11 protein-coding genes are annotated in these 11,467 nt (G+C 58.7%); 4 read left to right on the plus strand and 7 right to left on the minus strand.

The features are described 5' to 3' along the window. Both LB558_RS26000 and LB558_RS26005 read left to right on the plus strand, forming a co-directional pair. On the plus strand, positions 1-1,926 hold a 1,926-nt coding region (locus tag LB558_RS26000), incomplete at its 5' end, for an autotransporter outer membrane beta-barrel domain-containing protein (protein WP_224700173.1). Between the two features lie 54 nt (positions 1,927-1,980). Continuing rightward, positions 1,981-2,565: an invasion associated locus B family protein gene (locus LB558_RS26005; RefSeq protein WP_224700174.1), complete on the plus strand. Its 585-nt coding sequence runs from the start codon at positions 1,981-1,983 to the stop codon at positions 2,563-2,565. Between the two features lie 291 nt (positions 2,566-2,856). On the opposite strand, the gene hxsA is transcribed toward LB558_RS26005, so the two are convergent. Genes hxsA through LB558_RS26025 form a run of 4 tightly spaced genes read right to left on the minus strand, consistent with a single transcriptional unit; the run spans position 2,857 to position 6,157 of the window. Continuing rightward, complete coding sequence (gene hxsA / locus LB558_RS26010) at positions 2,857-3,390, minus strand: His-Xaa-Ser repeat protein HxsA (protein ID WP_224700175.1); 534 nt, start codon at positions 3,388-3,390, stop codon at positions 2,857-2,859. Continuing rightward, positions 3,387-4,457 carry a His-Xaa-Ser system radical SAM maturase HxsC gene (hxsC, locus tag LB558_RS26015; RefSeq protein WP_224700176.1) on the minus strand — a complete coding sequence of 357 codons (1,071 nt, stop codon included), beginning with the start codon at positions 4,455-4,457 and terminating at the stop codon, positions 3,387-3,389. The genes hxsA and hxsC overlap by 4 nt, the downstream gene beginning before the upstream one ends. A gap of 27 nt (positions 4,458-4,484) precedes the next feature. Further along, positions 4,485-5,894 carry a His-Xaa-Ser system radical SAM maturase HxsB gene (gene hxsB / locus LB558_RS26020; RefSeq protein ID WP_224700177.1) on the minus strand — a complete coding sequence of 470 codons (1,410 nt, stop codon included), beginning with the start codon at positions 5,892-5,894 and terminating at the stop codon, positions 4,485-4,487. Next, positions 5,891-6,157 (minus strand): hypothetical protein, encoded by a 267-nt coding sequence (locus LB558_RS26025; RefSeq protein WP_224700178.1) that lies wholly within the window; start codon positions 6,155-6,157, stop codon positions 5,891-5,893. Before LB558_RS26025 ends, hxsB begins: the two co-directional genes overlap by 4 nt. Positions 6,158-6,652: 495 nt before the next feature. Here LB558_RS26025 and LB558_RS26030 point away from each other — a divergent pair, with 495 nt between their 5' ends. Together LB558_RS26030 and LB558_RS26035 are read left to right on the plus strand one after the other, a co-directional pair. Next, positions 6,653-8,053: a hypothetical protein gene (locus LB558_RS26030; RefSeq protein ID WP_224700179.1), complete on the plus strand. Its 1,401-nt coding sequence runs from the start codon at positions 6,653-6,655 to the stop codon at positions 8,051-8,053. Continuing rightward, positions 8,050-9,078: a cysteine synthase family protein gene (locus LB558_RS26035; protein ID WP_224700180.1), complete on the plus strand. Its 1,029-nt coding sequence runs from the start codon at positions 8,050-8,052 to the stop codon at positions 9,076-9,078. The genes LB558_RS26030 and LB558_RS26035 overlap by 4 nt, the downstream gene beginning before the upstream one ends. A 67-nt stretch (positions 9,079-9,145) precedes the next feature. On the opposite strand, the gene LB558_RS26040 is transcribed toward LB558_RS26035, so the two are convergent. From LB558_RS26040 to LB558_RS26050, 3 genes are all read right to left on the minus strand, one after another. Further along, a complete protein-coding gene (locus tag LB558_RS26040) occupies positions 9,146-9,877 on the minus strand; it encodes an amino acid ABC transporter ATP-binding protein (RefSeq protein WP_224700181.1) in 732 nt (243 codons plus the stop codon). Beyond that, on the minus strand, positions 9,874-10,530 hold the full coding sequence (locus tag LB558_RS26045; protein WP_224700182.1) for an amino acid ABC transporter permease: 657 nt from the start codon (positions 10,528-10,530) through the stop codon (positions 9,874-9,876). The genes LB558_RS26040 and LB558_RS26045 overlap by 4 nt, the downstream gene beginning before the upstream one ends. A gap of 95 nt (positions 10,531-10,625) precedes the next feature. Beyond that, complete coding sequence (locus tag LB558_RS26050) at positions 10,626-11,372, minus strand: ABC transporter substrate-binding protein (protein WP_224700183.1); 747 nt, start codon at positions 11,370-11,372, stop codon at positions 10,626-10,628. Between the last annotated feature and the right edge of the window lie 95 nt (positions 11,373-11,467).

The following is an 11,467-nucleotide window of genomic DNA, read 5'->3' on the forward strand; positions in this document are numbered from 1 at the left end:
ATCCGGGTCGGCGACGGCACCAGTGCAGGCGCCGGCTACACGGCCACGATCGCTTCCGCGCTCACCGGCGGCTCGCATCTGGTCAAGACCGATCTCGGCACCCTGGTGCTGAGCGGGGCCAATACCTACACTGGTGGCACCGCCATCAGTGGCGGGACGCTGCAGGTTTCGGCGGATGCCAATCTCGGCGACGCGGCGGGCGGGCTCTCCTTCAACGGCGGCACGCTCAACACCACAGCGAGTTTTGCCAGCGGCCGGGCCGTTGGTGTCCTCGGCCAGGGCACGCTCTCCACCGATGCCAGCACCACGCTGACGCTCAACGGGGTGATCTCGGGCGCCGGCGCATTGACCAAGACAGGTGCCGGCACGCTCGCGCTGACGGCAGATTCTTCCGGCTTCACCGGCACCACCGCGATCGGCGGCGGCACCGTCAACGTCTCGGGCAGCCTGTGCGGCGACGTCAACGTGCTTTCCGGCGGGCGCCTCGAAGGCACCGGCACCCTCTGCAATACCACCAATGCCGCGGGCGGTGTCATCGCAGCCGGCAATCCGGGTGTGCCCGGCACGCTCACCATTGCAGGCAACTATACCGGCAATGGCGGCACGCTGGAGATCGAGACCGTGCTCGGTGGCGATACTTCGGCTACAGACCGGCTGGTCGTCACCGGCAACACGGCCGGGACCACCACGCTCAAGGTCGCCAATCTCGGCGGCGGCGGCGCGCAGACGGTGGAAGGCATCAAGATCATCGATGTCGGCGGCACCTCGGCCGGCACCTTCTCGCTTGCCGGCGACTACGTCTTCCAGGGCGACCAGGCAGTGGTCGGCGGCGCTTATGCCTACCGGCTCTACAAGAACGGCGTCAGCACGCCCGATGACGGCGACTGGTATCTACGTTCCGCGCTCACCACTCCCGACAACCCGCCAGGCCCGCTCTACGCTCCAAGTGCGCCCCTCTACGAGGCCTATGAAGGCGTGCTGCAGACCTTCAACGAACTCGGGACCTTGCAGCAGCGCATCGGCAACAGGTCGTGGGGCGAGGGCGCGACGCCGGAAGGTGCTGATGTCCCCGGTCAGGGTCCGGTCGACGGCAAGGCCATCTGGGCCCGCATCGAGGCGGCGCACGCCAAGCTCGATCCGAAGACATCGACCACCGGCACCGACTACAACGTGACGACCTGGAAGTTCTATGCCGGCGTCGACGGCCTGCTGCATGAGAACGAGGCCGGCGTGCTGATCGGCGGGATCACGGCCCACTACGGCACCGCTTCGGCGGACATATCCTCGATCTTCGGCACAGGCTCGATCGCAGCCACCGGCTACGGCGTCGGCGGCACGCTGACCTGGTTCGGCAACAGCGGCTTCTATGTCGACACCCAGGCGCAGGCGACATGGTATGACAGCGATATCCGCTCCGCCACGCTCGGCACACTGGCCGATGGCAATAACGGCTTCGGCTATGCGCTGAGCATCGAGAGCGGCCAGAAGATCGCACTGTCCAGCAAGTGGTCGCTGACACCGCAGGCGCAGCTTGCTTACTCCGACGTCCGCTTCGACACGTTCACCGACAAGTTCGGCACGGTCGTGTCGCCCGGCAGCGGCGACAGTCTTATCGGCCGTCTCGGCCTGTCGGCGGACTACGAGGACCAGTGGGCGGATGCGGCGGGCCAGGTCAGCCGCACGCACATCTACGGCATCGCCAATCTTTACTACGACTTCCTCGACGGCACCGATGTCGATGTATCGGGCGTGAAGCTGGTCAGCCAGAACCAGGCTCTGTGGGGTGGTGTCGGCCTCGGCGGCTCGCTGGACTTCGCGGACGGCAAATACGCCGTCTTCGGGGAAGCAACCGCAAAGACCAGTCTCGAGAAGTTCGGCGACAGCAACTCCATAGGAGCCAAGGTCGGCTTCAGCGTGCGCTGGTAGATGCGAGCCTCGCTACAAGGCTGAGATATCGGACCATTCGGAGCGGTTCTCCTAATGGAGAGTGCTTCCAAACGAACGGGCAAGAATATGACTCGGAAGAATTGGGGCAGAAGCGTTCTGCTGATAGCCACCGCGCTGCTGGTCATGGGCTTTGCCATCTCGGCGTTTGCCCAGGAGGCCGGGCTGCCAGGTGGCGCGACTTCTCTAAGGGAAGGGCACGGCGACTGGACGGTGTCTTGCAACATCTCCACCCAGAACGGTGCGGCAGCCAAAGCCTGCTCAATGTCACAGGAGCAGACTGACGCACAGTCGCGGCAGCGGGTGATCGCCATCGAATTGTACCCGAATGGCGAGTCCGTGAAAGGAACGCTCATTTTGCCGTTCGGCCTTGCCCTGGATCAAGGCGTGGCGCTGCAAATCGACGACGGCGTGGTGCTTCCGGCGCTACGCTTCCGAACCTGCGTACCCGGGGGCTGCCTGGTCGACCTGAGCTTCGAGGGAGACACTTTGGCTGCATTGCGCAACGCATCGAGCCTCAAGGTCAAGGTGATCGCGGACGGTGGCAAGGAGACCAACCTCGTGCTTTCGCTCAAGGGTTTTTCCGGAGCGCTCGACAGGACAGCCGCGCTGCTGCAGTAACCGAAGGCAGACCGGAACTCGCGCTGGCCACCCTGCAACTGGGACGTGCCAGCAACCAGATCGAATTTGTTTGTCCCCTATCGTGATTTGGACGCCAGAAGCGGTCCATCCGCTTCCGGCCCCGTTTGCGTCAGAAACTGCCCGGCAGGATTGCGCCCAGCAGCGGAACAGCTGCTCGCCGCGCCAGCGTTCCAAAAATACACTGCTATGGCCGGCCAGCAGCGGCGGCTCAATCACGACGTGCCGGCGCATAGTCGATGGCGCGCGAAACTGCCATCCAGACTGCACACGTCACTCTGCGGTAATCCGCAGAGCGTTCAACGTCTCGGGTGTAATAGTACCTGTGACTTTCAGATTGTAGTCGGACTGCATTTTTGAGAGACCAGCCCTCATCTGCTGACTCATCTTGCCGTCCAGTTCGCCATTGTAGTAGCCGAACGAGAGCATGGCAAACTGGACCTGAAGAACGATTTCCTTGAATTTATTGGCGTTGCCGGGAAGGACGACTAAAGGCGTTGGAGCTGCAGGCGCAGTCGTGGGCGCCTGGTAGGCCGGGGCCTGATAGATCGGCGCCGGCGCCTGATAGACGGGCGCGAGAGGCGGGTAGTAGGTGCCTCCCGCCGACGATCGGTGGCTACTATGGGAGCTATGGCTGCTGTGTGAGCTGTGACCCGCCAGTGTGAACTTGTGATCAAGCTTGAAAATATCGAAAAGTGATTTTGTCTTGCTGTCGTCACTAGGAGGCGCGAGCGGCATTGCGACGCTCTCGATCGGCATGAACCCGGCAGCGAGCAAAGAGGGGATCGTGAAAAGTCGCTTTTTCATGCGACACCAAACCTTTCGTATCCGTGTGCCTTCGGATGCCATTCGAAGAAACCGCCGCATTCGCTCCGGAGACTGCAATCGGTGCAATTTGAAACGTAGGTTCGTTTCCAGTCCGAGATCGTCGAAGGTGCAAAGGTCCGATACTCGTCGGGAACTGTGCAGAGCGGAAAATTGTAAAGCTTGGTATCGATCCCGCGGCTTATGGAAAAGTCCAGTGTCTTGCCGACCACGTCGAAGCCCATGGAACTGTCGTAGAATAAGGAGTTCCAATTCTGTCGACCGTAGCCGATGTTTTCGAGCTGCATGATTGCCCATTTATTAACGAACGGCAGTGCCGTCGTAACAAATTTCGCTAGCTCAAATAGCTTGGGTGCATTGGGCTTCATTAGCACTGTGCGCAGTTCAATCTTTGCGCCAGCCTCGCACAGGAGCGACAGGCTCTTTCTAACCTGGTCGAACGCACCTGGTTTCGCCACGATACGGTCGTGGGCCTCACGATCGCTCGAGTAAACTGGGATGCCCCAAAGGATGCGAGTCAAATCCAGATGACGAAACTTAACGAGGTCATGACGATTAAAATGCTGGGCATTGGTCAGGACGTGAAAAACGATGTCGCGGCGGGCCAACATCGTTCTCTCCAGGAACTCGAATAGCTCTGATTTGAAGAGCGTGGGCTCGCCTCCCGATATGCCGATGGTCGAATTTTCTGGCGATAAGAGCACGGCTGTTTCGAAGAACGGAAACATGTCGATGTGCTGCTTTTTTGGCGGCTGCGAGCACATTAAACAGAGCTGATCGCACCGTTCCGTCACCAAAAGCGTGTTGTGTCGAGAATTCGCCCGGATCAGGCGATGTGCGGTTCCTCGCCACGGCACGACGAACATCACATCCCCATCCACTTCGCTCGGATCGACCCCAAATACACGAAGCGTGCCCATCGTTCCGATAAAGTCGGCGTTTTCCGCAACTGGCGCTCTCCAACGCTGCGTCCAGCGAACCGGCGTTGCTGCTGTCCTCCAACATTCCTTCGAACGACCTGAGGCGAACAACGTAGGGATCGACGACATCGGTTTCGATTTTGAGACGAAGCGGAATCATACGTGCACAGGGATCATGTGATCCCCCCACGATGGCACGCGTGCCCATCGGGCTAGCGATTGCATCGCCGCATCATCGCGGCGAGTGATGACCTCGACGACCTTGTCGAAGAGCGAGATATGCCGTTTGCAGAACCAGGTCTCAGTGCGAGCCAGATCAACGCGTCCGTCCCGTGACAGGTCATCGACGACGTCTGTTCCGCAAAAGGGTTGATAGACGCAGTGGATGCAGTCGGCATCGAAGTTGTTGATGGAAACCTGATTGAGAAGTTGTACTTTCGTCTGGTCGACACCGGCGGCAACGGTCCCAATCGACAGATCAACGCGTCCAATACGGGAGAGCATTCGAGCTTCGTCTGTCGGGTACAACTGCCCGTCGTGATCGATGACGATGTAGTCTGAGGCGAAGAAATTTGGATTGCGCAGGTCAACGTGATTGTCGGCTCCCGATCTCAGAAACCGACTCAAACACTGGCTGAAATAGTACTCTTCGACGTAACGGCCGGTGCGGTGATTTCGGTCGATAATGTAGTCGATGAAATCGGAGTGAAGCGCATTCCATTTGGCGATTGATTTTGGATCGCTCTTTCGACGCCGAGCGAAACCTTGGTGATTTATCGGGCGGAGATAGATCGATCGTATTCCGTGCAACTCGAAATTATCAACCAGGTCTTCGAAATCTGGCGGTCGGTCAACGTCTATTGTCGGCAATGCTGAAACCTTGCCGGGGCCGAGGCGGCGCACGGCTTCTGCCAGGTTGCCGAAGAACATGTCGGTAGCCTGGGAATCATGCGTGCGCTGACGTGTGTGGGTTTCGTGGCTTCCGTCCAACGAGGTGCTGACGAACGTGTCCGGCTGGTCGAGCAAGGTCCACTCTCGGTCGCCCAAGCGCTGCAGATTTGTACAGACAACAAACTGGCTGTTCGGAAACTTTGAACGGGTGAAGGCGCGAACCTGCTCGAGCAGATCAATCCGAAGCAAGGGTTCTCCACCCTGAAACTCGATTTTGATTTCCGGACCCTTCATCGCGTCGATGAAGCCGAGCACCGCCTGCAATGTTTCATCGGTCCAGTCGAAGCCCTGCGCCGATTCGGGAGCGCGCGAGACCTGGCAATAGCCACAGGTCAAATTGCAGCGAAGTGTGGGGATCAAGATAAGGTATGAGAGGTCTTGCGGCTTCGACTGCCGCCGTGCCCACCGATAGGCAAATGACATCCAGTCGGGATCGCCTTCGCGCTCGAACGCATGACCGTTGTCGCGGAGAAAATGGCTGTCCATGGCCGATAAACCGTCGCCTGTGTACCTCTCGAGAAACTGACGACTTCCCACGAAGAATCCACCGGCATCATCGGTGAACAGCAATTCTCCGTTTGGACGCTCTCGAAACTTAAGCGGCCAAACGTTCATTTCGCAGTGACCGCAGTGATCAGCGCCTGTCGAAGCGGAAGGGTCTCGACATAAATTTTTTCTCGATAAACGGTATGCAGAATGCTCTTGCGCACGTCCTCCAAATGGTCGAGCGGAAGAGAGGCTACCTCTATGCCCTCAGGTGATACTGAAAAGCGAAGCGAGGGATACTGGGCCTGAACGCGAAGCAATGCGCCGTTCACAAAACTTCGAAAGTTCTGTGGAATTTCGATCGTAACCCGCTCTTGATTGCGCTCTCCCACCTCGACAGAGGCCCTCCAACCCTTCGGCACTATACTCCAAATTTTCGTTTTGACATCAATGCAATTCTACATAGGCATGTTGCACCTGTCCGACCTAATCACAATCCAGTTGTTGGGAAACACGGATCATGGCTGATTCTGAGATTACACGACTCGTCCTGTTGTCACTCGCAGGCGACCCTTCATAAGCGCCGCGGTGGCCGCTTTGCGACGAGCAATTCCGCACGGCACCGATCATCCGGCAGCACTACGAGACGACCTGTCTCTATTGGAGCAATGGCACGCGGCCAACCAAGACGACCACCTTGTGCCGAAAACAGCAAAGGCTGGAGACCCAGCTTATCGAAATCGGCTCACTCAACGGGAAGGCCGATACGCGGCGACTTTCCAGAAGCGGTTCTGTCCCATCGAACCGATTGGATCACAACACGATGGGCATTGGCCGACAGGACCGTCGGCTATACCGCGGCAAGACGGGAGGAGGAGGCGGCAGCAATGGAGGAGCAGAAACTCGCTGCCGCCTTATGGGCCGCGCCGGCGCAGTCCATTCCGGGTGTCTGCGCGAAACTGGCTGTCGTGCTCGAAGAAGGGCAATCGTGCGAGGATTGTTCCGAATTCCCCTGGCCGCAACTTCGTGTCGCGCTGTCGGATCTGATGCGCTTGGGCGATATCGCGGACGTCCCAGCGTCTGCGCGTCGCCGTCAGTACTCCCGATATCGGAGACTGAAGAAGGCGTCCGCTCCCGGTCAGGCTCAAGGCGCATCTGCGAGTAGCTGTCATCCGAATCGTCGATGCTCTCGGGCAAGCCACCAGCCTTCAAATTTGCACCAAGTAAAATACCTAGAATTGGTGAAAGACGAACGCGGGCGATCCAAAGCATTATTCAGAGATGCTTCCAGCGAAGGAGATGTCGCGATGTCGAACCTAGGCAAGGGCAAGGGCAAATTCATTAGGAAAAATATGGTGGACGCGGAAGGCAAGGGGCATCGCCCGCTTTGCGTGGGCACGGCTCGGGCCAGCGCCCATCACGGCGAGCTTTTGCAAGGCGTTTTTGAAGACGGGGAGGGGCGTCTCCACAGGGGCCTCGTCACGCTTCCGCTGCCTTCGCAAGAATCGACGGTCACTTTCTGGCCGCGAGAGGAAGGTGGCGTTCGGACTCGCCCCGAGAACCGCACCAAGGCAGCTCGGGCCGCGGAACTGACGCTTGGCCACTTGGGCCTAGGCGGACAGGGCGGCGATCTCACGATCGAGAGCGCTATCTTGATCGGACACGGTTACGGCTCGTCCACGGCGGATGTTACAGCCACGATCCGCGCTGTTGCAGCTTCCGCAGGAACCACACTTTGTCAGTCGACGGTTGCTCGGTTGGCGGTTGCTGCTGAAGGTGCCAGTGATGCCATAGCTTACCAGGATCAGGCGATCCTCTTTGCACACCGGGAAGGGCGTCCAATCGAACACTTCGGCGGAGAATTTCCGCCCGTCTTCGTTGTGGGGTTCCGCGGCGCCGACGATCAGGCCGTGGACACTCTGGGGATGCGGCGAGCCCGCTATGACAGCGAGGAAATCGAGACGTTTCGAGCTCTTCGAGGTTTGGCGTATTGTTCCGTCCGGCTGCAGGATCCGATGTTGCTCGGACGGCTTGCGACCGTGAGTGCTTGCATAAGTCAGAAACATTTGCCCAAGGCCCATTTTGACACGGTGCTTGCATTGTCTCAGTGGTTTGGCGCCTGCGGCGTTCAGGTCGCCCACAGCGGTACCCTGATCGGCATCCTCCTGGATGCGAACGCGCCAAAAGCAGCCTTGCGTGCCGGTGAAATCGCGAAGACAGCGACCGATGCAGGCTTTGCCGATGTTCAGGTGTTTTCGCTCAACGCGGAAGGCGTGGTACTCCAATGATACAGAATGGAGATTACCTGCGTGCCTTCGAAGCTCCGCGGTTCGCAAGGCTGGCTCCCAATCTGAACGCAGCATGTTTCTCGCTGATGAAGCTGATGCCGGCTCGATTTATGGTCGATCGTGCGGAAGCCACCGGCCGCATCGCGCGCGGGGGTCATATTGTCGAAACGACGTCTGGGACTTTCGGCCTCGCCATTGCGATGCTGGCCGCCGCCCGAGGCTATGGTCTTACGCTTGTTACCGCCTCTAGCCTGATCGACGTCAAGCTCACGCGGCGCCTTGAGCAGCTGGGGGCGGAGGTCGTGGCAATTGCCGATCCGAAGGGAGACGGCAATCAACCTGGCCGTCTTGAACATCTGCAGCACATCCTTTCGCAACAGCCAGATACGTATTGGCCACGGCAGTACGACAGTCCCGAGAACCGGCTTGCATATGGCCGCCTCGCGGACCTGGTTGTGCGTTCGTTCGGCCGGATTGACTGTCTGGTTGGCTGTGTGGGGACCGGGGGATCCTTGTGCGGTACTGGGGGTTTTCTGCGAGAACTGTTTCCAGAACTCCGGATCGTCGCGGTCGACACGCACAGGAGCATCCTTTTCGGCCAGCCTGCGGGGCGACGTATGCTGCGCGGGCTGGGCAACAGCGTCCTTCCGGAGAATGTGAGGCACGACATGATCGATGAGGTTCACTGGGTGGGGGCTTTGCCTGCCTATGCAAAGTCTCATGAGCTGTTTCGAACGCATGGCGTTTTCATGGGCCCAACGAGCGGAGCGGCAGCGTTGGTCGCCGATTGGTTCGCGCGAAACAATCCCGAGGCGGCCACAATCGCGATCATGCCTGATGAGGGGCATCGCCACGCCGACACAGTTTACAACGGGGATTGGCTCGCCACGTTGGACGGCTGGCCTTTGGCGCTGCCGCTTGAGCCGACCCACATCGATCAGATCAGGCCCGCCGCGGAAACCGAGTGGACGCGATTTTCGTGGAACCGGCGAACGCTGCAATCGGTGCTGAGAGATCAGGCATGATCGCAATAGCGATTGTTGGGAAGTTGCGGGAGCCCTATCGGCATCAAGCGCCACCTGCCTGTGATTTTCACATGGGGTGCGTCACGCGCCGCAGAAAATCACGGGTGCGATCATGTTTCGGCTCGCGAAGCAGTTCCCTGGCGGGACCCTGCTCGACGATGCGACCTCCATCGAGGAAGAGCACCCTGTCGGCTACTTCCCGGGCAAACTGGATCTCGTGTGTGACCACAAGCATGGTCATGTCTTCGTCCGCCAGGACACGCATGACCTGCAGCACCTCGCCCACCATTTCCGGATCCAGCGCTGACGTAGGCTCGTCGAAGAGAATGGCTTGGGGGCGCATTGCCAGGGCACGAGCGATGGCAACTCTCTGCTGTTGGCCACCCGACAGCGACGAAGGATACGAATTAGTCTTTTCCGCGAGACCCACACGGTTGAGCAGCGCCATGCCCCGCTCACGGACCTCTTGCTTGTCTTCCTTCAACACATAGACAGGCCCCTCCATGACGTTCTCCAGGGCCGTGCGATGCGGAAAGAGGTTAAACCTCTGAAAGACCATCGATACACGGGTGCAGATTGAGTGAAGGTGTGGCGAAGCTGCGTCGACAACGACGCCATCGATGCTGACGCGACCGCGCTGGTAGTCTTCCAGGCCGTTTACACAACGCAGAAGCGTCGACTTGCCCGATCCCGAAGGACCTATCAGGCATACGACTTGGCCCTTGGCAATTTCGGCATCGATACCTTTGAGAACTTCGTGGCGGCCGAACGATTTATGCACGTTGTCAAACGTAATCATCCCGCCGACTCCATGTGGATCTCAACGCGCCGCATAAGGAAATTCAAAGGGATCGTCAGGCAAAGATAGAGAGCGGCCACAAGGGTAAAAACGGTCATATTGTCGAAGGTTGACGATGCCAGCATCTTTCCCTGCATGGTCAGTTCCTGCACCGAGATAACCGACACGAGCGAGGAATCCTTGAGAAGCATCACCATGTTGTTGGCGTAGGGTGGCAGCACGATCCTCAGCGCCTGTGGCAGCACGACGCGGCGCATCATCAAAGGCCGCCGCATGCCGATCGATTTGGCTGCTTCTATCTGTCCCTTATCGACCGCTTCAATTCCGGCCCGGAACGTTTCGCCGAGGTAGCAGGAATGGGCTAGGCCCAGACCGAGCACGCCAGCCTGGAGCGCGGTCAGATTGATGCCAATGTCGGGTGCAACGAAGTAAATATAAAACAACACGACCAGCAGCGGGATGCCGCGTAAGAACTCAACGACAAAGCGCGCCGGGACGGAGAGGGAGCTGATTCCGGACGTTCTCATTATCGCCCACACCAGCCCCAGGGCTGTTGCAAGACACAACGCAAGCGTCGTGGTCAGCACTGTCAGCCAGACACCCCGGAGTAGAATTGGCAGATATTCTGTTGCGTTCGTAACGAATGTGCTCATGGCCTGCCCTTTCCGAATCCGGGCGTCACCTCCCAGATCAGCGCGCGGTCCAAATCGACCAGTTGGCTGTCCTATCGCTGGGCCGGTGCAGCGCCTCAAAGTCCATATTTGGATAAGATTTTCGCCAGTTCGCCGTTCTTCTCAAACTTGGCTATCGAAGTGTTCACCGCGTTCAAAAGCTGCGAATTGTTCTTGGCGACGGCCAACGCAACCTCACCTTCGTGCAATGGTCGATAGCCGCCTACAAGACGGACACCGAGCTTGGGATTTCGCGAAATCTGGTATGCAACGATGGGCCTGTCGCCGAAGCCAGCCCTGATGCGCCCCAGAACGACGTCACGCATCATATCGGCGATCGAGTCATAGAGCTTAACCTGGCCGAACACGCCTAACGCTTGTAACGCATCGGCATATGTCGAGCCGATCTGTGCGCCGACGTTCTGGCCCTTAAGCTGATCGATCGTATAATCATTACTGTCGTCAGCGGCGACGAACATCGCTTCCCCGTAGGCGTAGACCGGAATGCTGAAATCGATAATTTCCTGGCGTTTGGTGGTAACGAACATGCTGGCCGAAATGAGGTTGATCTTGCCGGTCGTCAGTGCGGGGATCAGCGCAGGAAAGGCATTGATCTGAAATTCGACATCCGCTCCGATGTCCGCCGCGATGGCCGTGGCGAGATCAACCATCGCACCAGTTGGCTTTTGCGTGGCTGCATCAACGAATGTGAATGGCACGCCGGTCGGCGTAATTCCGACAGTAATTGTTTCCTTTGCCATAGCGGCTGAAGCCGCAAAGATTCCGATTGCGGCTATGCAGTGGGCAATAACTCTTGAGATCACGAAATTTCTCCCATTTTTTTGATCGAGCTTGCGCCGGTGTTGGCCATGGCACCTCGAAGGAGGATTCTTTTTTGAGGCCGGCTCAGTGGAAAGAA

The sequence above is a fragment of the Mesorhizobium sp. CO1-1-8 genome, from assembly GCF_020164875.1.
Classification (GTDB): domain Bacteria; phylum Pseudomonadota; class Alphaproteobacteria; order Rhizobiales; family Rhizobiaceae; genus Mesorhizobium.

Coding starts and splice junctions, on each gene's coding strand:
- LB558_RS26030 (WP_224700179.1), top strand. CDS start 6,653: ATGGAGGAGCAGAAACTCGCTGCCGCCTTATGGGCCGCGCCGGCGCAG.
- LB558_RS26035 (WP_224700180.1), top strand. CDS start 8,050: ATGATACAGAATGGAGATTACCTGCGTGCCTTCGAAGCTCCGCGGTTC.
- hxsB (WP_224700177.1), bottom strand. CDS start 5,894: ATGAACGTTTGGCCGCTTAAGTTTCGAGAGCGTCCAAACGGAGAATTG.
- LB558_RS26045 (WP_224700182.1), bottom strand. CDS start 10,530: ATGAGCACATTCGTTACGAACGCAACAGAATATCTGCCAATTCTACTC.
- LB558_RS26005 (WP_224700174.1), top strand. CDS start 1,981: ATGGAGAGTGCTTCCAAACGAACGGGCAAGAATATGACTCGGAAGAAT.
- LB558_RS26040 (WP_224700181.1), bottom strand. CDS start 9,877: ATGATTACGTTTGACAACGTGCATAAATCGTTCGGCCGCCACGAAGTT.
- hxsA (WP_224700175.1), bottom strand. CDS start 3,390: ATGAAAAAGCGACTTTTCACGATCCCCTCTTTGCTCGCTGCCGGGTTC.
- hxsC (WP_224700176.1), bottom strand. CDS start 4,457: ATGTCGTCGATCCCTACGTTGTTCGCCTCAGGTCGTTCGAAGGAATGT.